This window comes from Streptococcus dentasini (genome assembly GCF_053206945.1).
Genome location: NZ_JBRUHS010000003.1, coordinates 174,498 through 197,312, shown reverse-complemented (window position 1 = coordinate 197,312; position 22,815 = coordinate 174,498). Strand labels below are relative to the sequence as shown.

Sequence of the window (22,815 nt, the reverse complement as noted above, 5' to 3'; positions counted from 1 at the left end):
TAATACTTAGTATACCATCTCCACGCCTCCCGCGTCTACAATGGAGTGCAGAGTCGTCATTTGACAAAACTTTACAGAGTCTATAAAATGAGAGCAGAAATATTAGTCAAGGAGAACCAAAATGACCCAACCAGAATTCCCTCAATCTCAAATACCACAAGAACCAAACGGGCAAAGTCAGCCATCAGAGCAGATCCCAAACCAACAACCCCAAGCACAAGAAACCTACCCTCAGGGACAGCATCAAGAGCAAGCCCCATATCCCCAGTGGCAGCAGCAGGGGCAATATTACCAAGAACAAAATCCAAATACCCAGCAACAATCAAATGGAACCTACCTACAACAGCAGCAAGAATACTTCTATCAACAGCCTCAACAACCCACACAGCCACCTTATCCTCAGTCCTTCCAAATGCCACAGCCGGCTAAATCTCAGGCTCCCCTAGTTCTAGGAATCTTATCTATCATTTTAGATTTAAGTTTATACTTTGCCTTTATCGGCTTCATTTTGGGCATTATTGGCCTAATCCTTTCTCTCGTTCAAAATAATAAGCCCCATAAGTATAAGACAGAAATTATCCTTAACAGCATTGGATTAGCTCTTCCTATTATCTTCCTCTTTCTTATTCTCATTTTGGTTTTAATCGGTATGTCAATAAGTTATTAGAGGAAAACTGAGACAGAGATCGACAGGCGGAGATCTATTTTCTCCAATCCTTTTACTCTTGCTAAGCGGTGAAGAATTCCCTTTTTTATACCGAGTAAAAATATAAATAAAAGCGTCAGCGTTGGCTATGCTCTACAAGCACTACAACACTGACGCTTTTTACTTCATTTCAATTTTTCTTTTAAGTATCGACCGGTAAAAGATTGCTCATTTTGAGCAACTTCTTCTGGTGTTCCGGTTGCAACGATAGTACCGCCGCCGATACCACCTTCTGGACCAAGATCGATAAGATAATCAGCAGTTTTGATGACATCTAGATTGTGTTCAATAACGAGAACCGTATTTCCTTCATCAACAAACCGTTCCAGCACCTTAAGCAAGCGGGCAATGTCATCGGTATGGAGTCCTGTTGTCGGCTCATCCAAGATGTAGAAAGATTTCCCAGTTGAACGCTTGTGGAGTTCACTGGCCAGCTTCATACGCTGAGCCTCACCACCTGATAGAGTCGTAGCCGGCTGACCTAGCGTAACATAGCCCAGCCCCACATCCTTAATCGTTTGGAGTTTGCGGGCAATCTTTGGAATAGGCGCAAAGAAATCCACTGCATCATTAATGGTCATATCAAGGATTTCAGCAATATTTTTCTCCTTATAGTGGACCTCAAGCGTTTCGCTGTTATAGCGGGTACCATGACAAACTTCACAAGGAACATAGACATCTGGCAAAAAGTGCATTTCAATCTTAATAATGCCATCGCCAGAGCAGGCCTCACAACGACCACCCTTAACATTGAAACTAAAGCGTCCTTTCTTGTAACCACGAATCTTAGCTTCATTGGTTTTGGCAAAGAGATCACGGATATCATCAAAAACACCTGTGTAAGTAGCTGGATTGGAACGGGGAGTTCGTCCGATCGGACTTTGATCAATATCAATCAAGCGTTCAATATGGTTAATACCTTCAATAGCCTTGTGTTTACCTGGTTTTTCCGAGTTGCGATTGAGCTTTTGCGCCATGGCTTTTTTCAAAATACTATTAACCAGAGTAGATTTTCCAGACCCCGAGACACCTGTCACTGCAATAAATTTTCCAAGTGGGAACTTGACATCGATATTTTGGAGATTGTTTTCGCTAGCTCCCTTAATTTCAACAAAACGGCCATTGCCTGAACGGCGCTCAGATGGGACAGGAATGGCCTTCTTACCAGATAGGTACTGTCCAGTGATAGATTTCTTATTTTTAGAAACCTGTTCTGGAGTACCTGAAGCTACAATTTGACCACCAAAATGACCTGCTCCCGGACCGACATCCACCAGCCAATCGGCCTGTCGCATAGTATCTTCGTCATGCTCAACCACAATCAAGGTATTGCCTAGATCACGCATTTTTTTCAGGCTGGCAATCAGACGATCGTTATCCCGCTGGTGAAGACCAATAGAGGGCTCGTCCAAGACATAGAGGACGCCACTGAGATTAGAACCAATCTGAGTAGCCAAACGAATCCGCTGACTTTCACCTCCGGACAAGGTCCCAGCGGCACGGGAAAGAGTTAGATAGTTAAGGCCAACATTATTTAGAAAAGTCAAACGATCTCTAATTTCTTTCAAAATAGGTGCTGCGATGGTTTCTTGATTATCTGATAAAACTAAGTGCTCTAGGTGAGCCAATTGATCCTGAATAGACAGATCAGAAACCTGACCGATATGAAGGCCGGTCTCACCACCCACCTTAACCGATAGCGCAGCATCATTGAGACGGTAGCCGTGACAAGTCGCGCAAGTCAGCTCATTCATATAGCCCCGCATAACATTACGGGTAAAATCACTGTTAGTTTCATGGTAGCGGCGGTTGACATTATTAACCACTCCTTCAAAGGGGATATCAATATCGCGTACACCACCAAAGTCATTGACATAGTGGAAATGGAATTCTTTGTCATCGGAACCATAGAGAACCAGATTCTGCTGCTCTTCGGGCAGGTCTTCAAAGGGTGTATCCATATCAACCCCAAATGCTTCCATGGCCTGCTCCAGCATGGCTGGGTAATAATTGGAAGAAATAGGATTCCAAGGCGCAAGAGCTCCCTCACGCAAAGTCAAGCTAGGATCCGGAATGAGGAGATCCATATCGACCACCAACTTCATCCCCAAGCCATCACAGGTTGGGCAGGACCCAAAAGGAGCATTGAAAGAAAAAAGACGCGGTTCTAACTCAGGAACGGTAAATCCGCAGACTGGACAGGAATAATGCTCCGAAAAAAGAAGATCATTGCCATCCATAGTGTCGATAATGACATAGCCATCCGCAATCCGAAGGGCAGCTTCGACAGAATCAAAGAGACGGCTGCGAATGCCCTCCTTATTGACCAGACGATCAATAACTACCTCGATATTATGCATCTTGGACTTGGACAGCTCAGGCACCTCAGTCACATCATAGACCTCACCATCCACACGCACCCGCACATAACCTTCTTTTTGGATTTTTTCAAAAAGGGTCTTGTGCTGTCCTTTCTTACGACGGATAACCGGTGCTAGGATTTGCATACGGGTGCGCTCTGGCAATTCCAAAACTTGGTCAACAATCTGTTCAACCGAGCTGGCGGAGATTTCCCCATGACCGTTTGGACAGTAAGGAACTCCTACACGCGCATAGAGTAAACGCAGGTAGTCATTGATTTCAGTCGCTGTACCAACGGTTGAACGCGGGTTCTTGCTGGTCGTCTTCTGGTCGATAGAAATAGCTGGGCTGAGACCGTCTATGCTATCTACATCAGGCTTTTCCATATTTCCCAAAAACTGACGAGCATAGGCTGACAAACTCTCCACATAGCGCCGCTGCCCTTCTGCGTAGATAGTATCAAAAGCCAGACTGGATTTACCAGATCCAGACAAACCAGTCACTACCACCAGCTTATCTCGTGGAATTTCTACATCTATATCTTTCAAATTATGGGCACGTGCCCCATGAATCACTAACTTATCTTGCATAACTAAGATACCAAGCCGTTAAACGACTCAAAGGAATTTAGGAAAATCGACGCAGGTGAAAAGACACCTAGGAGATTTTATCTAATTCCACAGAGTCGTAGGCGGGTTCATTTCCTTTCTAAGATACCACTGACACACTCGAACTAAGAGCTAAAGCTCTTGTTCTCCTACGAGAATTTCTATTGAAATTCTCTGTGTCACTGACTAATCCTAAACCTCAGTATTATCGACTGAAAGTTTAGGATGTCGCCAATCCCGCAGGTGGGTTTATTTCCTTTCTAACTGGCAAACTCAATCTAAGTACTAAAGTACTTGATTTCCTACACAAGTCTCTATGGAGACTTGCTATGCCACTTACTAGTTTCGATTCGCCAGTATTATCGACTGGCTTTCGAAACATCGTAACTGGAGAGCTGTACAAACCAGTAACAACTAATGATTATTATCGCAGTAGTTTTACTGCTAACTTACTCAATTCAAGTGCTAAAGCTCTTACACTTCTGGCTAATCTCTACATTGTGATGACCCTGTGTTCATCCGTCTAAACCTTAGAAGGTCTACAACACTTCTATTATAGCAGATTCTGGCCTTTCGCTAGCTATTTGACTACCAAAAAAGCGCTGATGACCAACGCTTTCAAACTGACATCATGCCGAATGCAGGGCTCGAACCTGTGACCTACGCGTTACGAGTGCGTTGCTCTACCAACTGAGCTAATTCGGCTTACAACCAGTATTTTACGCTTTCCCTTATATTTGTCAAGTTAGATATGAAAACCGTCACAAATGCTCATAGCTTTTTCATCATTCTCTCAATCATTCATTTTATCCCTTATACTCAAAATCATAAAGTATAATCTAGTAAATTTGTCAGAGACCGACTTCTCTTACCTCCGACACATATCTACTTCCCTAGGTTCAGTTTGCAACACCCTATCGTTTGGATATTTAAAGATTATAAGACCCTGTATCTTGGGGCTACCAAAATAGCTTGACAAGCTTGTCAACTTATCTTGACAGCTTAGTTGCCCGTCGAGATTAACAATCTTTTTAATAAACGCATAGTTCTCAAAACCCATAACTATCACGCCTGTAACAAGAACCTTGCTTGTCGTTACTTCAAAGAAACTATAAAGTAAAATCTGATAACATTACTGCTGATGCTTATCTTAATCCTAATAACTTGAAAGGAGATTTTATGTTTCTAAGAAACTTAAATTTAAAGACCATTTACCGCGGTCAGTTAATCACCCAGTTCGTCTTAATGCCGATCCTGCTGACTTGGCGAATCAGTCAGGGCAATACAAGCAATTTTCTTCTTAGCATCATCCTGATTGCCATCAACCTGTTAGGGATCTTTCAGACTTTCAAACAGGCTAGCGGTCTCATCAATAAAATCATCAGCTGGCTGCAGTTGTTAGCTCAGCCCTTGATTATTCAATTTACCCTTGTCTCTACGTTGGCTACCTTTCCGGATTTTAATGCGCTGTTGCTACCTCTTGCCCTTATTTACCACAGCCTCGCCCTAATTCCAACAGTCTATGAGCTGGCCTTACCCCGACTTCAGTCACTTGGCTCCAAAATTATCCTCATCCTTTACTGGGGAAATCTCTATGTCGCTGCTTCACGCAATCTGGCTATCAATCTTCCGGCCAACGGCTTCATTTATCATTTTCTGACCTCCGGTGTTTGTGGCAGTCTTGTCATGCTTTGCCTTTTTATCCTAATGATGAAAGCTTGGACCCTGCCCTTGCCCGATTGGAAAAGCAGAGGAAAGCAGCAGTTAACAACCCTCGCCATGATGGCTGTCTTTTGCCTTTATCTCTTGCTCTTTAATAGTTTCAATACTGGCGACAGCTGGGTAAATATGCTAATCGCCTTTGAGAGCCGCCCCCTTAATCTGACTTGGGAATTCTTTTTCACAGGCTTCCAAGCCGGCCTTCTGGAGGAAACAATGGTTAGATACCTGATACTGCTCAGCATGCTGGCCTCTTTCTCAGTCTCTAAACCAGTCCGAATAAGGATACTCCAAGCCATATTTCTGTCTTCCCTGATTTTCGGAGCCATCCATATTACTAACCTTCTTAGAGGGCAGGGTTTGGCTAATACCAGCCTACAGGTTCTGGCGGCTACTGCTATTGGTATCCCTTTTGCCCTGATTTATTTGTACACAGGCAGACTCTCCCTTACTATTCTTTATCACGCCGTTTGGGATATTGCCAGTTTTTCAGTCTCCTCATCAACTTTAATGAGCGAGAAAGTTGATACAGCTGCCTTCATGTATACAGCCTACCTTTTTCTCCTCATTGCTCTGTTCTCCACCTACATGCTGACGGGCAAGCGCATGGCAGTCATTGAGACTAATGTTAAGGGCTTGCTGGATCAACGAGAAGAGCAGTTAGCTAGGCAGAACAGAAGCTCCTCTTAAAGAGAAACTTGCTGAAGATAGAAAAACGAACAGATTTAGCTGATTTAAAGAAATCAAAGGCTAATCTGTTCGTTTAGTAATAAATAGATTTGATATTATAGCGAATATAATGCTTGGTAAAACGCCAAACCTGCTTGGTCAGCAAGATGATTAAGGGGGAGATCGCAAGACCGACTCCGCACAAAATCAAAGCCAGCCCCAAACTTGGTGTCCAGTGGTGATTGCCCACATAAATAGTAACGACCCCTGGAAGTTGGTAGATGATTGGCATCAGAATAAGGACAATCGTCGCAGCCCAAAGGCAGAACAGAACCATCAGCATAGTAAAATAAGCAAACAGAAAGAAAAAGAGGTTAAAAAGTACAATTCCTACAAGCGCCCAAGCGTGAATCTTCTTTTCTTCAGGCGACTCATCCGCCCCTTCTCCAAAAAAATACTGGACGTCTACTTGATAGAGCAGACTCAAGTCTTTCAGCGCATAGACATTAGGCAGGTTCCTATCCTGCTCCCATCGAGAAACCGTTTGCCGGGTCACAAATAATTTCTGCGCAACCTCTTCTTGGGTTAAATTTGCTGCCAGACGGGCTTTTTTCAACTGATTTCCTATCTCTTCCATTATATCCTCTCTTCATATTAATTTTTATGACGTCTATTGATAACATAAAGCTGATGCTTCTGCTCCATCGTATCCATTGTAGACAGATTCATTCTAACATGTTCTTACTGAAAGAGTATAACCTTCCTTCGCAATAAACTTGTTACATCCTAGTATCAAAGGCTTTTGTAAAAGGCTGGAACAAAATAGTTCTCAACCATCATTTTTCGACCTGAGAAAACACCTTTCAAATAGACCAATAATAGAGAAAACAAAATCATTTTAGAATGGTAGAACGGGCGACCATTTTTGCGATAAAAGTTGTTAAAGCTACTATCATTATAGCGTATGAACCACCTCTTCAATCGTAAAGACTAGGTGGATCTGTGGTAATAAAGAAGAGCCTATTTCCAATAACAAAGTGGTTTTTGTGGTACACTGAAATGTGAGATAGCCTTTCTAATATTTTGGGGACAACTATATGTTAACAGGATGATCTCACCAAAGCAAAAAGCAACGGCATTAAAACCGTTACTTTGGTCTGCCGTGAAACAGGTCTTGTTCCAAGCCCTTCTATTTTGTAGGCCCTCACAAACAATATGTCAATTATAGTTGACTATCCCATAACACTATGCTACACATAGTAGCGTTGTATATATCCGACACTAAGGAGTCCTATGAATCACGTCAGATACTTTCGCCAGAAGGCAGGTCTCTCCCAGCTAACACTAGCCAAGGAGATCGGCGTCTCTAGGCAGACCATCAATATGATTGAAAATCATAAATACAATCCATCGCTGGATCTCTGCCTGCGCCTAACTTGGTCTTCGAATACCAACCTCAATCAACTCTTTTAGCAAGAACAAGGAGATAACAGCCTATGAAAAAGAAACTTTCACCACCAAACTGATCAAACGCTTCTACGGTATCCAAGGTCCCTTGGATGAATTTAAACTGCAAAAAGCCATGTGCTATCGGGAATATCGTTTTCATCTGGTTAGCTATTTTTATCTTTATAGGAGACCTATTCGTCATTAGTTTCACAGATAACTATCCACTAGCTGTAGCTATCGCCTACCCTGCTACACTGACTTTTCTACTCTTTTTAGTCTATTTCCTTAGCCACTGGAGGTACAACGGTAAAGATATCAATGAAGTTGAGTATGAAGAACTAAACAGCGCAGAAAAACGCCAACAAACCCTCTTGAATAATCCAATCAAGCGATTTATCTATTTTACTATCATTTTCTGGATTATCAGTGCAATGATAGACGGTTTTAACCATATCTTCTCAATGAAAAAATTCTCCAAGCAATCTTCTATGGACTCCTTATGTCATTCTTTGTTAGAGGAACAATTTCAAAAAAATAATGAAAGATAGCCAAAGAGCAACTCAAAGTTGAGTTGCTTTTTGATCATACTAGCACAAACGCTAGATTCTTCCTGACATCATTTCTCTTGCTTTAATATATGATTGAACTCCTCGTGGACTTGATTATGCTGATAAGAAACACAGTCTTGAACCCAATTCCACCAAAAATAACCCCCGACATAATGCTTTGTATAAACTGGCTGCTGATAATAGTGACGCATCATAGCTATTTTACTAGCTCTAGTCGCTGATGGAGCAGTATTGCCACACTCTCCCATGCCGACCTTGGATTTGGCAAACTGCCCTTGAAATTTTTTAAAAACAGTCTGCCAATCTGGCTGGTACCCCCCATTATCATCCTCATAATAAGAGATAAAACTAAAGTCTAACCCTTGTGTCATCTGTCGCGGAATATAGCGATCTATCCAGGTCAACATATCATGATCCTTAGGATTCTCATAATAAAAGGTCACTGCAGTCTCTTGATCAGACGCTTCAACAAGATCATAAGCGGCTTGGACTTTATCAACAATCAACTCTGGATCTTGCTTGATCCAATCAATTCCATTAATCTCATTACCAACTTCCCAAATCTTTGTATAGTCTTTCAGATATTTTAAGGACTCCCGAAAGCGCTGACGGTAGGAGGCAGGATCAGGATAAGCATTCATATCATAAGAATCCACAGGCTGCGCCATAATATCCGCTACCGGTGCGATCTTTTTAAAAAGAGAGACATAGGACCGTGGACTTTTTTCCTTAGACATCACAATACGCACGGTCGGCCTCACCGGCATATCTTCCAATGCCTGAACAATAGCATCAGTAGTGACCTCACCTTCCCAAGTATCATCAATCGTAACACCATAGATAGGTTGCTCACTGCCCTTGGTCACAGACGAAAAAGATAACAATAAGGCTCCTAGCACAAGCAGCAAGATAAGACCAACAGCTAGTACACCAGACCGTCGCCACTTCATAAAGATCATTCTGACACCCCTCTCATAATGAACATCAGACGCTCAAGAAAAATCATTATCATTCTAACAAAAATTATTAAAACCGTTGCCTAAAAAAGCTAAACAAACCCAAAATCTAATGACAATTATCAAGAAAAAACTGATTTAAAACCATTATGCTTAAACCTCACAAAGCACAAAAACTATAAAATAGAATAAACGCTATCCATCATACTCATTTAAAAGAGGGAACTTATCACCTATATAATAACAGAAGAATTAAACTCAAACTAAAAGGACTTAGTCCTTTCCAACACAGAACTAAATCCCTTCAACAATTTCTTATCCAACTTTTTAGAATCGATACAAAAATTCTAATCCCTTTGAGTATTAGAACATCTTGCATTAATCAGCTATTGGGATCATCCAAACTGCGGCCATGTAGGCCTTTTTGGCGTTGGATTTGACGGAGCTTTTCAGGGGTGACATCATTGCCTTCTTCATCCACCAATTTAATCCCTTCGATATGGTGACGCAGGTTGCGACGATAACCTTCTATGTATTCTTTACGCAATTCAGCCTGCTCCACCTTTTCTTGGCCAGTTAGGCCCTGCGTTTTTTTCTTCAAGGCAAGCTCGTTGATTCGAGCAATTTTCTTAGGATCCAATATCATCACCTCCTTATTTTATCTCGCATTAGGACAATTTTGCTAGTACCTATTTCGTTATCAACCGGTTAAAAGCTGCGACTTGGCTGGCTTTGTTAGCCAAGTCTGAGAGGATAGCTAAGCGATTGTTTTTCACGGCTTGGTCATCTGTCATAACCATAGTATTGTCAAAGAAGGCATCAATGACTGAGCTAAGCGCAAAGAGTTGCTCAATATTTGCACTTGCTTCCTTACCCAACTCAAGCTTAGCAACAGCTTGAGCTAGGGCTTTTTCTTGATCGTTCTCAAAGAGATCAGCATCTACAGCGGCTGCACTGTCAGCTTTTTCAGCCAAGTTAAAGACACGAGACAAGCTTTCAACTGCTGGTTTGTAGTTGTCTTTTTGCGAGGCCTCTACAAGGGCATCCGCTGCAGCCAACATGTCTGACACGACGAAGGTAGAGCCAGCGAGAACTGCTTCCTTGATATCTTTTGGTGTCTTGTCCATCATCTTGTCCACACGAGCACGGATAAAATCAAGGACCTCAGCCTTGTTATTGTAAGTCAAGCTCTCAAACGTAAGACCGTAGAGGTTATCCACCAACTCATCCATCGCAATGGTCCAACCAAAAGCATCTAAGATGCGGACGATCCCTTGCGTCGCACGACGCAGAGCGTAAGGGTCATTAGATCCACTTGGGATGAGACCGACTGAGAAGAAGCTGAGAAGCGTATCCAACTTATCAGCCAGCGCCAAAACAGCACCGACCTTTGTTTCTGGAAGCTCACCATCAGCCGAATCAGGTAGATAATGCTCACGGATAGCTGTCGCAACAGCCTCTTCTTCGCCTGCAAGAAGAGCGTACTTCTCACCCATAATGCCTTGCAGCTCATCAAACTCACCGACCATTCCGGTCAAGAGGTCAAACTTATAGATAGCCGCTGCACGAGCAACCGCTGCCGCCTCATCTGATGAAAGCTCTGCTAGTTTTGAAAGATAGTCTGCAATGACACCAACACGCGCCATGTGCTCAGACAGAGAGCCGATCTTTTCGTGGAAAGTCACCTGAGACAGCTTAGCCACAAGGTCGTCAATCCGGAGTTTTTGGTCCTCATGCCAGAAAAATTCCCCATCTTCAAGGCGGGCTACCAATACTTTTTCATTGCCTTTGATAACATTTTCCAGAGCAACGTCATTACCATTACGCACCGAGATGAAGTTAGGTCTGAGCTTGCCTTCCTGATCACGGACAACGAAATAACGTTGATGGCTCTTCATAGATGTTACCAGCACTTCTTCTGGAATCTCCAAATATTTCTCATCAAAACTCCCCATGAAGGCAGTTGGATATTCAACCAAGTTAAGGACTTCATTGAGAAGGTCTGGATCAATATCGACTTGGACATTTTTCTTAACTTCAATAGCCTTGATCTGTTCCACAATCATGCGCTCACGCTCAGTGCTGTCTGCAATGACAAACTGTTTGCGGAGATTTTCCTCATAAGAGTCTGCTGTTGCAATCTCAGTTTCTTGACCCAAGAAACGGTGACCACGACTGATACGACCAGAGCTGACATCGAGAAAATCCATATCAAGCTCCTTGTCGTCAAGAAGCACGGTCAAGGTATGAACAGGACGGATGTACTCAAAGGTATTCTTAGCCCAGTGCATACTAACTGGGAAGGTAAGACTGTTAAGCACCTCAGGGATGCCTGCTAAAACGTCTTCAGCAGGTTTACCCGCTTCGTTTTTAGTCACATAAACGTATTCAACACCTTTGACTTCCTCAAAGCGGATATCATCAGTAGTCAAACCTTTACCACGCACAAATCCCTGAGCAGCCTTGGTGAAGTTGCCATCGCTATCTAGGGCAATTTTTTTAGCAGGACCTTTGAAATCCTCTGAAAGATCCGTTTGAGCATCAGCTAGTCCCATGACACGCACAGCCAAACGACGAGGGGTTGAAAAAGTCTGGATAGCGTCGTATGACAGACGATTTTCTGATAAAAAGCTTGCCATTTTTTCACCCAATTGTTTTTCACTTGGGGTTACCACATAGGCTGGAAGTTCTTCTAAGCCCAATTCTACCAGTAAATTCTTAGTCATCTTAGTCTTCCTCCTGTGCCAAAAGTTTTTCACGTGTGGCTTCATCCAACAATGGATAACCTAATTTCTTGCGTTCAGCCACAAAGGTCTTAGCAACGATCCGAGCTAAATTACGAATGCGGGCGATATAACCCGCACGTTCCGTTACAGAAACGGCACCACGCGCATCAAGCAAGTTGAAGGTATGGGAACATTTGAGAACATAGTCGTAGGCTGGGTGAACCAAACCTTGTTTCAAAGCTCGACCAGCCTCTTTTTCAAACTTGTCAAAGTTTTCAAGGAGCATATCTTGGTCTGAGATTTCAAAGCTGTATTTGGAATGCTCGTATTCTGGCTGCAAGAAGATTTCACCGTACTTAACACCCGGTGCCCACTCAATATCATAAACAGAATCTACCTCTTGAATATAGGAAGCCAAACGTTCCAAACCATAGGTAACTTCTGCGGTTACAGGACCGGTTGCCAAGCCACCGACCTGTTGGAAATAAGTAAACTGGGTAATTTCCATCCCATCCAGCCAGACTTCCCAGCCGAGTCCAGCCGAACCTGTTGAAGGGTTTTCCCAGTTGTCTTCAACGAAACGAATATCATGTTCCAAGGGATTGATGCCCAATTTTTCCAAAGACTCAAGGTAAAGCTCTTGAATATTGCTTGGCGATGGTTTCATGACCACTTGGAATTGGTGGTGCTGATAGAGGCGGTTGGGGTTTTCCCCGTAACGACCGTCGGCAGGACGACGTGATGGCTCTACATAAGCCGCATTCCACGGCTCAGGCCCGATAGCACGAAGGAAAGTGTAAGGGCTCATCGTTCCCGCACCTTTTTCATTGTCATAAGCTTGCATAAGCATACAACCTTGATCATTCCAAAATTGTTGCAAAGTTAAAATAATTTCTTGAAATGTTAATTTCTTAGACATTGTTTACTCCTTTAATTTATATTATCTTCTTAGGTTTATTTATCAAGTAACCAAGAAAAAGCTGGGTCCTGAAAAATATGACGTTTGGGAACAGTTTGTAAATTCTGATCGCATTCATCTATTGTTCCTAATTTCAAAGCGCAAACTTCTGGTATATTTTCTTGAGTAGTGAAAATTTGACTATGACAGTTCTGGCAATAATAACGTTGTTTCCCTGGAGATGAACTATAGGTAACCAAATTCTCTTTTCCATACAATGCCAGATTTTTGCTGCTAACTTTGGCATTAACTGTGTAGGCCGACGCAGTTGCTTTCCGACAGAACGAGCAATGGCAAAAAACTATTTCCGATAATTCTTCATCTAGAGTGTAGGTGACTGCTTTACATAAACAAGATCCTTTAATCATTATGTTCCTTTCCTCTTGGGTATTTGACGAAACTCAAAAAAACCGAATTTCAACACCCAAGCCTTGCGACTAGGGGCGTCAGAAACGCGGTTCCACCCTAATTTGTTACTTCATTTTATTACGATTAAACTTAGTTGAGCAACTAAGAGAAAGCGCCAGTTATTCCTTCTTTCTATTCGGCTTCCACCATTCCGAACTCGCTAAGAGAAAGGATTGAAATAACATTCTTTCTTGGGGTACATTGTAGCAGAAAAGATACGAATTGTCTAGGCCTGCCTCGTTTTCATATACTCAAAAATAGACATAAAGAAATCTCGACTGACTTCAAAGTGTCCGTAGCGCAACTGACTGGCATAGGTTTTCCAGTCTGGGTGCTGCCTTGCTACCTCAATCGGGCAGGGACGGACAGACTTGTAATACTCAACATCTCGCCTGAAAGGAACAAAGTCCGGTGCCATCTCAAATTGGTAGACCTTGTCATCCTTCATTTTACCCACAGCTGTGAAGGCCTGCAGCTTTTGATCAGAGTCAAGAGCAACTTTTGGACTGTAGTAGAGCAGATAGTCTCCTTGACTCATGCGTTTTAAGGGGCCGCCTTTCCCATGACAGACTTGGCAAAAACCGCCGTCAACACCGCGTTTGACATGGTTTTCCGAAACCACTCCGACCCAAAATTTAACCATCTCTTTTCTCCAGTTTTATTAAAAGCTGATTGAAATCCGCCAGCTGATTGTCCAGCTGGCCAAAGTAATCCTGATCAATCGCCTCAACGAGAGGCAAAGCTTGATTCATGCGCTCTCTGCCTGCATCTGTCAGAAAGACAACTTTTGCCCGACTGTCCTGCGGATGTTCCCGCCGTTCAACCAAGCCTTTTTTCAGCAAGAGTTTAAGAACCTGTGAGACCGTCATTACATCCATATCCGAAAAAGTAGCTAGAGTAACCTGAGTAATCCAATCTTGTTTCTCTTCCAAAGCTCCTAAACTCGTCAGAATAATAAACTGAGGATGCGTCAGGTCAACATCTTGCAGAGCTTTTTTTACTCGGTCATGCCAAGCATTATAGACCCGGGCAAATAAAAGACCTGTCGATTCCTGGTGGTTATCCGCATATTGGGAATGAAAAGTCTTTGTCATGCTGCCTCCAAAATCTGTTTCAGTTTTCCAACACTTTCTGGCACATCGTCAAAAACCTGTTTCAAAAAGGCCAAAGCGTCCTCTGTCATCTCACCGTCTATCAAAGAAACAGAATGTCTCAGACTGATGCCACCGGCAGAATTTTCAAGTATCTCATGATCAAAGAGAACATTGCCAAAAGGCGTTGCTGTTACATCAGAAAAATACTGATTTTCACGCACCTCAACTAAAGTAAAGGCAAGTTCAGGCATGCCCTCCAACTTCATTTGCCCCTTTTGCCCTGTAGTGAAATCACCGTTCAAAGTAATCTGTTCCAAATCACCTTCCCAGACAAACCACTGATCAACTTGAGAATAGTAGACCCAAACGTCCTCTTTTTTAGCATTGACAGCCAACTCAAAAGAAAATTTCATAGAAACTCCTCCTTGTTAATAAGTGTTTATATTATAAGCTAACTTATAATATATGTCAAGAAAAAGAGGTCAGTACAAAAAATCTCTGCCTCTTTCATCTTCCCCTAGTTTTACTAGACTGGCGGTCCTTATCTTGGGGCGCCCACTTTCAGGCGCCCCCTTAAACAATCCACTAGACTGTTTAGCTGCCATGCAAGGGATAGCTTCAACAGTTTATGAAACTGTTGGAGGTTATCTAATCCCATGAACGCTGTTCATTCTATTTCCAATCTCATTCTCTTTTCATTCCCTAAGATTCCAAAAAAGAAATATGTTCCCGCACATGAGGCTTAGAAGAAAGCGCTTCTGTTATCAAGGCTTCTGCATAGTCCGCATAAGTTAAAGTACTTTTGCCACTAGCATTGTCCCTCAAATGATCGTCCGATAATACCGTTTTACCCACCTTGGGCTGACCGAATCTTAGCTCGGCAGGTGGCGAAACATAAAGCCATCTCACTGTTTGATTTTTCCTTAAAAGGGCGAAAGCATCATCTTCTGCTTGAGCAAGTGGCTTGAGTTCAGCTGGAAAATCTGTAGCATCTACCCAACGCAGTCCTTCATCAATATAAAGACTCCCTGCACCGCCTGCCACAATCAAGCGTTTGCGACTTCCTTCCAATAGATCCAGCAAATGCTGAGTAGTAACAGAAAATAAAGGCTAATCAGATAACTGGCTAACTCCAAATGCGCTGATAATGACGTCAAACGGTGCTAGATCTTCTTTTTTCAATTCCAAGATATCCTTTTTAAGAAAGTACTGGCTAGATGTCTGATTAGATTTCCTCGCAACAGCCGTTACCCTTAATCCTTTCGCTAGGCTTTCCTGGACAAGTAGATGCCCCAATTTCCCATTAGCCGCTAAAATTGCAATATTCATACTAATTCCTCCTTATAATTTACTTGTAGCTTTTATCCATGCTAAAATAGTGTAAAACATAGAAAGGAAGTCTATCAAATGACACCGGATACTTGCCCTGTCAAAACAACGTTAAGCTTAATTTCCAGCAAATGGAAGATCCTTATTATCTATCTTCTACATAACAAGGGAACACAAAGATACGGACAAATTAAGCAAGAATTGGATAACGTTAGCCAAAAAGTACTTACAGAAAGTCTACGAGAACTGGAAAGAAATGGTCTCATTTCCAGAAGAGACCATCATCAAGTACCACCCAAGGTAGAGTATACGTTGACAGACATTGGTGAAGATCTCTATCCACTCTTAATCTCCTTAGCTGATTGGGGAGAAAATTATAACCACTTAAAGGCAGAAGTATCCACTTCCTAATGTCATCATAAAACAAAGTGCCTACACTGTAAAGTAGGCACTTTTTGGTAACTAAGTATTTCATGTTATATCTATATTCTGACAAGGAAAAATTATTATACAGTAACACAAGAGAGGGGGGCAAAAATCAATAAACCCTGAGAAAATTACGATTTTGATTTTCCTAGGTATTACTCCCCTTCTCTACCTTCTATCGCTGGTTCCGTTGACTGGTAAACATTTGCTGATAAAAACCCGTCAGCTCTTGGCTATTAACTTGAAGCAAGGGGAGGGAAAGATAAGATCCGATAAATATCTGTGAAAGAATAAGCACAAGCATCTCTACCGGTAATTTAGAAATAGGGACGTGATGGCTCCTCATCAAATATTGATGATACTGATTTAAACGGCTTTGGATCAAATAAATGACATAAATAGAATAAAAGGGAACAAAGATATAGCCTAGCATATGTCCAATCACAGCAGTTCTTTGCCCAGTTAGCTGACGGACATTATGGAGAAGATGTCCCACCCAAACAAAACCAAACATCCCCAAACTCAAAACTGTATAAAGCAGATTCACACCCCAAGTATCATGATAGAGGTAGTCGACCATAGAGAAGGACGAATTTTCCGTTTCATTAAAGGCAATGACCAGCAAGGGCATTATTAACACGGTCATAATAGCTATCACCATCTGCAAATAAGCAAAAAGGATTGCCACCTCATTACCTACTGCGAGAGGATCTACTAAAGAAAATATATTAAGTCCAATTGTTACTATAAAATTCAGAAAACTGATGATCAAAGCTAGAATAAAAGCCCACTTTTGCTTGGTCAAAAGGAGACCTAGGGCGATCAACCAAGCAATAGACAAGATCAGTGATAAAGCCATAGGGAGACCAAAGATCACGGAGCTAAGCAATAGATAAAGCAGACCCCAAATCAACTGAGTAAGAACTGCAAACCTCCCTTTTCCTGAAAAAATAAAAGCGATAACAACTAGACTTACCAACCAATCCACTACTACTAATGGATGAAACAAATGATCAAAAAGTTGTATGGGTAATTGACGAGAGATGATTCTCAACAAAATAGAAGTCAATAAGTAAAACAGCATGAGCCCTGCCAAGGGCAGATGGATCTTTGATTTCACAATAATATTTCCTTTAAAATTCTCTACTCCAAATTTTGAACCTGCTAGCATTTAAAAACAGGTCTATTTCTCTTTTTTGACTAAGGTCAGCCCCAAATGTTCGGCGTGAAAAGCTAGATGTTCTTGGACAAAACTAGCAATGAAATAATAACTGTGATCATAGCCTTGGTGCAGATTGAGAGTGACAGGAAGCTGGCGCTCCTTAGCCACCGCTTCAAAGCGCTCGGGCTGGAGCTGCTCGGGATAAAAGCCATCCGCCAGTCCCTGATCAATTAAAATTGGCAAGCACTTATCAGGATCCACCTGAGCCAGCAGCCGGGTGCTGTCATAGACTTCCCAAGCTTCCTTGTCTTCACCAAGATAGGCGGTGAAAGCCTTCTGCCCCCAAGAGACCTCCATAGGATTAACGATTGGTGCAAAAGCCGAGATAGCTGTGTAGCGCTCAGGATTCTTAAGACCAATCTGGAGGGCACCGTGCCCACCCATACTGTGCCCAAAAATCGAACGCTGATCAGTAACTGGGAAATTTGCCTCAATCAGCTCAGGCAATTCTTCGACAATATAATCATACATCTGATAATGCTTAGCCCAAGGTTCCTGAGTGGCATTGACATAAAAGCCTGCTCCTTGCCCCAGATCATAACTATCTGCATCTGCTACACCTTCACCGCGCGGTGAAGTATCTGGCATGACCAGCGCTAGACCATACTTAGCCGCCCATTGCTGGGCACCAGCTTTGGTTGAGAAATTTTCATCTGTACAGGTTAAACCAGATAGAAAATAGACTACTGGCACTTTCTTGCCTGTTTCAACCTGAGGCGGCAGGTAGATGGCAAAAGTCATCTGCGTCTGAGTGCTGGTTGAAAAGTGAGTATAGCGTTGGTGTTGACCGCCAAAAGAGCGGTTGCTTGAAATTAATTCTAGATTTTTCATAGGTTTAAGTAAATATTTGATAACCAGAGAAAGTGGGACAAAAATCAGTAAATCGTGGTAAAATCACGATTTTGATTTCCCTCGCTCTCCTATTGTTAGGCTCAGATTGAAATCCTCCACCGGAGCATTTCAATCCCACCTCTGCGGTCTGGGAGACCTTTTGAGGTTGGAATAATATGAACAAAGTTCATGCAAGTGATAGCTCTAATCAACCACTGCGTCAAACTGCTATATCTTAAATAGTTAAAGGAGGAAGGACTTTTGTCCCAGCCTCTCTTGTCTTTCATTGAGACACTAGTTAAGAGTTATTGGCCTCTGCTGTATCTTGACTAACTGAACACAGGCTAAAGCTCGGGATTTAAATAAGATTCTAGTCGCTTAACGGCTTGGCGCCATCCTAAACTTTCAGTCGATAATACTGAAAGTTTAGGATTAGTTAGTGACATAGAGAATTTCCATAGAATTTCTCGTAGGAGAATAAGAGCTTTAGCTCTTAGTTCGAGTAAATCCGTGGTATCTTAGTAATGAACTACTGTCCGTATTGATTTGCCCTCATGCATAAGGTCGAAGGCTTTGTTGATGTCTTCAAGCGGCATAGTATGAGTGATGAAATCATCAAGGGCGAATTCACCATCCATGTACTGGTCAACGATACCCGGAAGATCTGATTTCCCTTTGACACCGCCAAAGGCTGACCCACGCCAAACACGGCCTGTCACCAACTGGAATGGGCGCGTATGAATCTCAGCACCCGCTGGGGCAACCCCGATGATGATACTTTCTCCCCAACCTTTGTGGCAGGCCTCAAGGGCAGAACGCATGACCTCGACATTTCCGATACATTCAAAGGAATAGTCCACCCCACCGTTGGTCATCTCGATGATAACCTCTTGGATTGGACAATCATAGTCATTAGGATTGACAAAGTCAGTAGCTCCAAGCTCCTTAGCTTTTTCAAACTTATCAGAATTGGTATCAATCGCAATAATACGACCAGCCTTGGCCATACGAGCTCCGATAATCGCGGCAAGTCCGATACCCCCCAGACCAAAGATAGCAACCGTTGAACCTTCTTCGACCTTGGCTGTATTGAGCACAGCCCCCATACCAGTTGTCACCCCGCAACCAAGCAAGCAGACTTCCTCAAGAGGAGCATCGTCACGGACCTTAACCAAGGATACATCCGCAACGACCGTATGCTCCGCAAAAGTAGAGGTTCCCATGTAGTGGTAGATAGGCTGACCGTCTTTGTAGAAACGAACAGTCTCATCTGGCATGAGACCGCGGCCTTGGGTCTCACGCACAGCTGAACAAAGGTTAGTCTTGCCGGATAAGCAAAACTCACACTTACCGCATTCAGCCGTATAAAGCGGAATAACGTGGTCACCGACCTGAAACTCAGTGACACCTTCACCGACAGCCTCAACGATACCAGCTCCTTCATGGCCAAGGACACAAGGAAAGACCCCTTCGCTATCCTTACCTGAAAGTGTGTAAGCATCCGTATGGCAAACCCCTGTTGCTGTTATACGAACCAAGACTTCATGCGCCTTGGGCATCATAAGGTCGACCTCTTCGATCTTTAAGGGCTCATTGGGGGCCCAAGCTACAGCCGCGCGTGTTTTCATAAATTCCATCATCTATTCCTCCTAAAAGTTATTCTAGTAAGAAAGGTTTATCGCCAAAAACTGCTGTATATGAGAAAATACTGAAATTTCCCCATATTAAATCCTGTTGGGCAAGACTAGCCTTTTGCCTTAAACCATTAATAGTCTAACAAAAGAAAACAGCTGGTGCAAAATTCTAGCACCAACTGTTTGAAGCACTACGGCTGATACTAAAGTACTCAAACGAGACCAAATAGCGACTCAACTAGTCTCCCCATACCTGTTGACCATTAATATAAGTAGCCTTAAGTTCCAAGTCAGCATCTAAAACGATAAAATCTGCTGGGAGATCTGCTTTCAGCTGGCCACACCTGTCTTCAAGACCGACAGATTTGGCCGGAACGTAAGTGGCCATATGGACAGCCTCCTCAGCTGTAGCAATCCCCCAGTCAACGACATTTTTAAGGCCATCTTTTAGTTTGAGGATGGAACCGGCTAGGTTACCGCCATCCTTGAGACGAGCAGTATTATCCTTAACGATCACAGGCAGCTCACCCAGCATATAATCACCATCTGGCTGACCTCCAGCTGACATGCAATCGGTGATCATAGCCACATGATCAGTACCTTTTTGCCTGAAAAGAATCTGACAAGCCACTGGCGACACATGATAGCCATCGCAGATGAGCTCAGCATAGGTATTGTCAAGATTATAAACAGCACCCACCATGCCGGGCTTGCGATGGTTGAGACCACTCATGCCATTGTAGGCGTGCACCCAGACACTAGCACCTGCTTGGACAGCCCTCTTGGCATCCTGATAAGTAGCATCAGAGTGCCCCAGCGCGACAATGATTCCGGAAGCTGTGGCTTTGCGGATAAATTCAACCGTTCCTTCACGCTCAGGTGCTAAACCGATTTTGCACAGCAGACCCTTTGCAGCCTTTTGCCAGCGCTCCAGTTCCTCAAAGCTCGGATTTCTCATGTAGGAAGGATTTTGCGCTCCCTTATATTTCTCTGTGAAATAGGGGCCCTCGAAGTAGATCCCTTGAATCTTGGCACCTATCTCAGATCCCGATACATCAGCGATAGTCGCGCAGATATCCTCCAGCTGCTGACTGCTAGCCGTCAAAGTCGTCGGTAAAAAAGAAGTCACCCCAGCTTCTGGCAAGTGCTGACTGATCGTAAGAAGTCCCTCTCTGGAATTATCCATCACATCATGACCGGCGTAACCGTGGATATGGGTATCGATTAGTCCCGGTGCAATCTGATAACCTGTGTAATCTAAGATTTGAGCAGCACTTGGTACATTCTCAACCCACTGACCAAAGCGGCCATCAAGGATTTCAAGATAGCCAGCTGGCTTAGTCTCATGAGCATAATAAAAACGATCGGCCTTAATGTAGGTTGCCATCTATTATTCCCCTCTTTCAACGAGATTTCCTTTCTTCATTATAATGTTTTTGTATTATTTTGTAAATGGTATATACCAGTTGTCTTTTATAGAGAATTCAAAAATTTCAGTACTATTTTAAAAAAACCCACATAATCAAAAATAAAAACTTGTAAAAAGAAATAGAAGGTAATCAAATATATCTCTTTTTGCATAGTTGCGACAGCACTTTGCCCGTTTAAGAAGTAATCTAACGTTACAAATAAAAAAACTAGCACTAAAATATTGGAGGTTAATTTTGAAACTAACTTATGTCTTAACTCTAAGTTATTAAAATTTTTTTCAACTATATAGTATAGGAAAGAGAATAAAGGGATCAAAAAAATCCATGAGTTATTTAAACTTACCGCAATTATTATTGCTGATAAAACATCAATAATTATCGCAACAACATTGCTAGTTTTATCCTTGACCTTATGAAATGAAAGGTATTCTTGAAGTAAGCTAAGAAAACTGCACTCAGGCTTTTCTAGATGTAAGTATTGATAAAATAATATCGGAATATCTATAAAAAATGACCCAACTAAAATACTCCAAATAGCTTGAGTAGAATCTGCTTCAAACAATACTTTATAATAATTATTTTGAAATAAATGCAGAAAAAATACAATGAGAAAAACCTGTGTTACTTCTAGTAAAGGATTAGCCAAAGAAATAGAGCCATTCTTATAGATAAGAATCTTAATTATAAAGCTAAGACAAAATAATAGCAATATTATATATGGACTAAAGTCTATAATCAATAAATTAAATAGGCTCCCCATTAGAATATTATAAACTATGAGAAATATATCTTTTTTACATTTTTTCCAAATAAATTTCCTATTTTTCTTCCTTTCCCAAATGAAAGAGACCATCTGGGTAGATATTGATATAACACTAGTGAGAACTAAAATAAAAAACTTATTCTCAATTATCGTAGTTTGTTCACTTATAGCATCTAGGTATTCTCTGCCATTTCCTAAATTCACATCTGTGAAAGGGTTAAATACAATTTCTAACGTTACTATAAGAGAAAAAATCAAAATTATCGTGCAAAAAGTCACTAAGATTGATTGAAATATTATATAAATTCTTCCAGTTAACGGAGGTATATTTTTCATTATCTTATGGTAAAAATATAACAATATTAATACTGAAAGTAAGATTGAAAAAATTATGATATTTTGCCCCCTCAGATAAAAAGGAGCTTTTATCATAGACACTATAGGATTAGTATAATCAAAATTAACTAATGCCCCATTATTATTAAAAACACTAGACACAATAGTTAGTAGAATGTAATAAGAACAGTAATACTTAAAGAGAATAAAAATAATATTTTTTATCTCTTCTTTAATGATTTTTCGATTAGTATTACCTATTTTGAGAAATAAATAGAGGATTGGCAAAATATAAAGGCATAGCAAAAAATAATATAAACATTGCTGAATTTTAAGAAAAATTATTGGAGAACTAAAGTGAGGTATAAAATAATAATTTAAAATACACCCTATAAAAAATAATATCAATAATATATAAAGAAACTTGTATTTAATACTTACTCTGAATTTTTCCTTTTTCTTTTCAATGATTTTGAAGAATTTCCAGATATATTAGGCATATTATAGTGATTCTTTGAGGTTACTCTTTCCCTTTGCATCTGTCTAAACGTGTGTTGCCTCATCTTCCGTGATTTTCCCATTATAATCTCCACATTTCTCAATTCTTCTTACACGACAAAA

At 41.7% G+C, this 22,815-nt stretch carries 26 protein-coding genes and 1 tRNA gene; 8 read left to right on the top strand and 19 right to left on the bottom strand.

All coding sequences use genetic code 11. The features are described 5' to 3' along the window. Positions 1-121: 121 nt before the first annotated feature. Complete coding sequence (locus tag ACVR1G_RS03935) at positions 122-667, top strand: hypothetical protein (RefSeq protein ID WP_447451891.1); 546 nt, start codon at positions 122-124, stop codon at positions 665-667. A gap of 164 nt (positions 668-831) precedes the next feature. Here the strand turns inward: ACVR1G_RS03935 and uvrA are convergent, their stop codons facing one another. Beyond that, positions 832-3,657, bottom strand: coding sequence for an excinuclease ABC subunit UvrA (gene uvrA, locus ACVR1G_RS03930; RefSeq protein ID WP_447451890.1), 2,826 nt, complete (start codon positions 3,655-3,657; stop codon positions 832-834). A 347-nt stretch (positions 3,658-4,004) separates the two neighbouring features. On the opposite strand from uvrA, the gene ACVR1G_RS03925 reads away from it, so the two are divergent. After that, the gene (locus ACVR1G_RS03925; protein WP_447451889.1) at positions 4,005-4,202 is read left to right on the top strand and encodes a hypothetical protein; all 198 of its coding nucleotides are present in this window, start codon (positions 4,005-4,007) and stop codon (positions 4,200-4,202) included. 105 nt (positions 4,203-4,307) lie between these two features. Here ACVR1G_RS03925 and ACVR1G_RS03920 read toward each other — a convergent pair. After that, positions 4,308-4,380, bottom strand: a tRNA-Thr gene (locus ACVR1G_RS03920). A 474-nt stretch (positions 4,381-4,854) separates the two neighbouring features. Between ACVR1G_RS03920 and ACVR1G_RS03915 the strand changes: the two genes are divergently transcribed. Further along, on the top strand, positions 4,855-6,084 hold the full coding sequence (locus tag ACVR1G_RS03915; protein ID WP_447451888.1) for a CPBP family intramembrane glutamic endopeptidase: 1,230 nt from the start codon (positions 4,855-4,857) through the stop codon (positions 6,082-6,084). 73 nt (positions 6,085-6,157) lie between these two features. Here ACVR1G_RS03915 and ACVR1G_RS03910 read toward each other — a convergent pair whose 3' ends face one another. Both ACVR1G_RS03910 and ACVR1G_RS10830 read right to left on the bottom strand, forming a co-directional pair. Continuing rightward, positions 6,158-6,700, bottom strand: coding sequence for a helix-turn-helix domain-containing protein (locus ACVR1G_RS03910; protein WP_447451887.1), 543 nt, complete (start codon positions 6,698-6,700; stop codon positions 6,158-6,160). A gap of 155 nt (positions 6,701-6,855) precedes the next feature. After that, positions 6,856-7,044, bottom strand: coding sequence for a transposase (locus ACVR1G_RS10830; protein ID WP_522732194.1), 189 nt, complete (start codon positions 7,042-7,044; stop codon positions 6,856-6,858). A 312-nt stretch (positions 7,045-7,356) separates the two neighbouring features. Here ACVR1G_RS10830 and ACVR1G_RS03905 point away from each other — a divergent pair, with 312 nt between their 5' ends. The 3 genes from ACVR1G_RS03905 to ACVR1G_RS03895 are packed head-to-tail and all read left to right on the top strand — an operon-like array spanning position 7,357 to position 8,060. Then, positions 7,357-7,536 (top strand): helix-turn-helix transcriptional regulator, encoded by a 180-nt coding sequence (locus ACVR1G_RS03905; RefSeq protein ID WP_447451886.1) that lies wholly within the window; start codon positions 7,357-7,359, stop codon positions 7,534-7,536. Continuing rightward, a complete protein-coding gene (locus ACVR1G_RS03900; RefSeq protein WP_447451972.1) occupies positions 7,511-7,717 on the top strand; it encodes a DUF3278 domain-containing protein in 207 nt (68 codons plus the stop codon). The genes ACVR1G_RS03905 and ACVR1G_RS03900 overlap by 26 nt, the downstream gene beginning before the upstream one ends. Continuing rightward, positions 7,623-8,060 (top strand): hypothetical protein, encoded by a 438-nt coding sequence (locus tag ACVR1G_RS03895; RefSeq protein WP_447451885.1) that lies wholly within the window; start codon positions 7,623-7,625, stop codon positions 8,058-8,060. The genes ACVR1G_RS03900 and ACVR1G_RS03895 overlap by 95 nt, the downstream gene beginning before the upstream one ends. Before the next feature lie 68 nt (positions 8,061-8,128). Here the strand turns inward: ACVR1G_RS03895 and ACVR1G_RS03890 are convergent, their stop codons facing one another. Beyond that, positions 8,129-9,031 (bottom strand): hypothetical protein, encoded by a 903-nt coding sequence (locus ACVR1G_RS03890; protein WP_447451971.1) that lies wholly within the window; start codon positions 9,029-9,031, stop codon positions 8,129-8,131. Between the two features lie 194 nt (positions 9,032-9,225). On the opposite strand from ACVR1G_RS03890, the gene ACVR1G_RS03885 reads away from it, so the two are divergent. After that, positions 9,226-9,477 carry an IS3 family transposase gene (locus tag ACVR1G_RS03885; protein ID WP_447451970.1) on the top strand — a complete coding sequence of 84 codons (252 nt, stop codon included), beginning with the start codon at positions 9,226-9,228 and terminating at the stop codon, positions 9,475-9,477. Here ACVR1G_RS03885 and ACVR1G_RS03880 read toward each other — a convergent pair. From ACVR1G_RS03880 to ACVR1G_RS03840, 9 genes are all read right to left on the bottom strand, one after another. Continuing rightward, on the bottom strand, positions 9,420-9,677 hold the full coding sequence (locus ACVR1G_RS03880; RefSeq protein WP_447451884.1) for a DUF896 family protein: 258 nt from the start codon (positions 9,675-9,677) through the stop codon (positions 9,420-9,422). The genes ACVR1G_RS03885 and ACVR1G_RS03880 overlap by 58 nt on opposite strands. A gap of 49 nt (positions 9,678-9,726) precedes the next feature. Then, complete coding sequence (gene glyS / locus ACVR1G_RS03875; protein ID WP_447451883.1) at positions 9,727-11,763, bottom strand: glycine--tRNA ligase subunit beta; 2,037 nt, start codon at positions 11,761-11,763, stop codon at positions 9,727-9,729. 1 nt (position 11,764) lies between these two features. Further along, positions 11,765-12,682, bottom strand: coding sequence for a glycine--tRNA ligase subunit alpha (glyQ, locus tag ACVR1G_RS03870; protein ID WP_447451882.1), 918 nt, complete (start codon positions 12,680-12,682; stop codon positions 11,765-11,767). Positions 12,683-12,717: 35 nt separating this feature from the next. Beyond that, complete coding sequence (locus tag ACVR1G_RS03865; RefSeq protein ID WP_044754191.1) at positions 12,718-13,089, bottom strand: GFA family protein; 372 nt, start codon at positions 13,087-13,089, stop codon at positions 12,718-12,720. Positions 13,090-13,355: 266 nt separating this feature from the next. Continuing rightward, entirely contained in the window at positions 13,356-13,772 is a 417-nt protein-coding gene (locus ACVR1G_RS03860; RefSeq protein ID WP_447451881.1) for an EVE domain-containing protein, read from the bottom strand. After that, positions 13,765-14,223 (bottom strand): MarR family winged helix-turn-helix transcriptional regulator, encoded by a 459-nt coding sequence (locus ACVR1G_RS03855; RefSeq protein ID WP_447451880.1) that lies wholly within the window; start codon positions 14,221-14,223, stop codon positions 13,765-13,767. The genes ACVR1G_RS03860 and ACVR1G_RS03855 overlap by 8 nt, the downstream gene beginning before the upstream one ends. Continuing rightward, positions 14,220-14,636 carry an SRPBCC family protein gene (locus ACVR1G_RS03850; protein ID WP_447451879.1) on the bottom strand — a complete coding sequence of 139 codons (417 nt, stop codon included), beginning with the start codon at positions 14,634-14,636 and terminating at the stop codon, positions 14,220-14,222. The genes ACVR1G_RS03855 and ACVR1G_RS03850 overlap by 4 nt, the downstream gene beginning before the upstream one ends. A gap of 289 nt (positions 14,637-14,925) precedes the next feature. Then, positions 14,926-15,306: an NAD(P)-dependent oxidoreductase gene (locus tag ACVR1G_RS03845; protein ID WP_447451878.1), complete on the bottom strand. Its 381-nt coding sequence runs from the start codon at positions 15,304-15,306 to the stop codon at positions 14,926-14,928. A gap of 27 nt (positions 15,307-15,333) precedes the next feature. After that, complete coding sequence (locus ACVR1G_RS03840; RefSeq protein WP_447451877.1) at positions 15,334-15,552, bottom strand: Rossmann-fold NAD(P)-binding domain-containing protein; 219 nt, start codon at positions 15,550-15,552, stop codon at positions 15,334-15,336. Between the two features lie 78 nt (positions 15,553-15,630). Here ACVR1G_RS03840 and ACVR1G_RS03835 point away from each other — a divergent pair, with 78 nt between their 5' ends. Next, a complete protein-coding gene (locus tag ACVR1G_RS03835; protein ID WP_447451876.1) occupies positions 15,631-15,963 on the top strand; it encodes a winged helix-turn-helix transcriptional regulator in 333 nt (110 codons plus the stop codon). Between the two features lie 190 nt (positions 15,964-16,153). Here the strand turns inward: ACVR1G_RS03835 and ACVR1G_RS03830 are convergent, their stop codons facing one another. The 5 genes from ACVR1G_RS03830 to ACVR1G_RS03810 form a co-directional block, all read right to left on the bottom strand. Further along, complete coding sequence (locus ACVR1G_RS03830; RefSeq protein WP_447451875.1) at positions 16,154-17,098, bottom strand: hypothetical protein; 945 nt, start codon at positions 17,096-17,098, stop codon at positions 16,154-16,156. 63 nt (positions 17,099-17,161) lie between these two features. Further along, positions 17,162-18,031, bottom strand: a complete 870-nt coding sequence (fghA, locus tag ACVR1G_RS03825) for an S-formylglutathione hydrolase (protein ID WP_447451874.1) — start codon at positions 18,029-18,031, stop codon at positions 17,162-17,164. A 518-nt stretch (positions 18,032-18,549) separates the two neighbouring features. Then, complete coding sequence (locus ACVR1G_RS03820) at positions 18,550-19,668, bottom strand: S-(hydroxymethyl)glutathione dehydrogenase/class III alcohol dehydrogenase (RefSeq protein WP_447451969.1); 1,119 nt, start codon at positions 19,666-19,668, stop codon at positions 18,550-18,552. A 235-nt stretch (positions 19,669-19,903) separates the two neighbouring features. Beyond that, positions 19,904-21,052 (bottom strand): N-acetylglucosamine-6-phosphate deacetylase, encoded by a 1,149-nt coding sequence (gene nagA / locus ACVR1G_RS03815; RefSeq protein WP_447451873.1) that lies wholly within the window; start codon positions 21,050-21,052, stop codon positions 19,904-19,906. Between the two features lie 86 nt (positions 21,053-21,138). Then, positions 21,139-22,194, bottom strand: coding sequence for a hypothetical protein (locus tag ACVR1G_RS03810; protein ID WP_447451872.1), 1,056 nt, complete (start codon positions 22,192-22,194; stop codon positions 21,139-21,141). Positions 22,195-22,815: the final 621 nt, after the last annotated feature.

What these genes read in the sequence shown, in the direction of transcription:
- ACVR1G_RS03835 (WP_447451876.1), top strand. Translation starts at nt 15,631, where the DNA reads ATGACACCGGATACTTGCCCTGTCAAAACAACGTTAAGCTTAATTTCC.
- glyS (WP_447451883.1), bottom strand. Translation starts at nt 11,763, where the DNA reads ATGACTAAGAATTTACTGGTAGAATTGGGCTTAGAAGAACTTCCAGCC.
- ACVR1G_RS03860 (WP_447451881.1), bottom strand. Translation starts at nt 13,772, where the DNA reads ATGGTTAAATTTTGGGTCGGAGTGGTTTCGGAAAACCATGTCAAACGC.
- ACVR1G_RS03890 (WP_447451971.1), bottom strand. Translation starts at nt 9,031, where the DNA reads ATGAAGTGGCGACGGTCTGGTGTACTAGCTGTTGGTCTTATCTTGCTG.
- fghA (WP_447451874.1), bottom strand. Translation starts at nt 18,031, where the DNA reads ATGAAAAATCTAGAATTAATTTCAAGCAACCGCTCTTTTGGCGGTCAA.
- ACVR1G_RS03840 (WP_447451877.1), bottom strand. Translation starts at nt 15,552, where the DNA reads ATGAATATTGCAATTTTAGCGGCTAATGGGAAATTGGGGCATCTACTT.
- ACVR1G_RS03910 (WP_447451887.1), bottom strand. Translation starts at nt 6,700, where the DNA reads ATGGAAGAGATAGGAAATCAGTTGAAAAAAGCCCGTCTGGCAGCAAAT.
- ACVR1G_RS03865 (WP_044754191.1), bottom strand. Translation starts at nt 13,089, where the DNA reads ATGATTAAAGGATCTTGTTTATGTAAAGCAGTCACCTACACTCTAGAT.
- ACVR1G_RS03855 (WP_447451880.1), bottom strand. Translation starts at nt 14,223, where the DNA reads ATGACAAAGACTTTTCATTCCCAATATGCGGATAACCACCAGGAATCG.
- ACVR1G_RS03820 (WP_447451969.1), bottom strand. Translation starts at nt 19,668, where the DNA reads ATGGAATTTATGAAAACACGCGCGGCTGTAGCTTGGGCCCCCAATGAG.
- glyQ (WP_447451882.1), bottom strand. Translation starts at nt 12,682, where the DNA reads ATGTCTAAGAAATTAACATTTCAAGAAATTATTTTAACTTTGCAACAA.
- ACVR1G_RS03935 (WP_447451891.1), top strand. Translation starts at nt 122, where the DNA reads ATGACCCAACCAGAATTCCCTCAATCTCAAATACCACAAGAACCAAAC.
- ACVR1G_RS03895 (WP_447451885.1), top strand. Translation starts at nt 7,623, where the DNA reads ATGAATTTAAACTGCAAAAAGCCATGTGCTATCGGGAATATCGTTTTC.
- ACVR1G_RS03850 (WP_447451879.1), bottom strand. Translation starts at nt 14,636, where the DNA reads ATGAAATTTTCTTTTGAGTTGGCTGTCAATGCTAAAAAAGAGGACGTT.
- ACVR1G_RS03915 (WP_447451888.1), top strand. Translation starts at nt 4,855, where the DNA reads ATGTTTCTAAGAAACTTAAATTTAAAGACCATTTACCGCGGTCAGTTA.
- ACVR1G_RS03905 (WP_447451886.1), top strand. Translation starts at nt 7,357, where the DNA reads ATGAATCACGTCAGATACTTTCGCCAGAAGGCAGGTCTCTCCCAGCTA.
- uvrA (WP_447451890.1), bottom strand. Translation starts at nt 3,657, where the DNA reads ATGCAAGATAAGTTAGTGATTCATGGGGCACGTGCCCATAATTTGAAA.
- ACVR1G_RS03925 (WP_447451889.1), top strand. Translation starts at nt 4,005, where the DNA reads ATGCCACTTACTAGTTTCGATTCGCCAGTATTATCGACTGGCTTTCGA.
- nagA (WP_447451873.1), bottom strand. Translation starts at nt 21,052, where the DNA reads ATGGCAACCTACATTAAGGCCGATCGTTTTTATTATGCTCATGAGACT.
- ACVR1G_RS03810 (WP_447451872.1), bottom strand. Translation starts at nt 22,194, where the DNA reads ATGAAAAATATACCTCCGTTAACTGGAAGAATTTATATAATATTTCAA.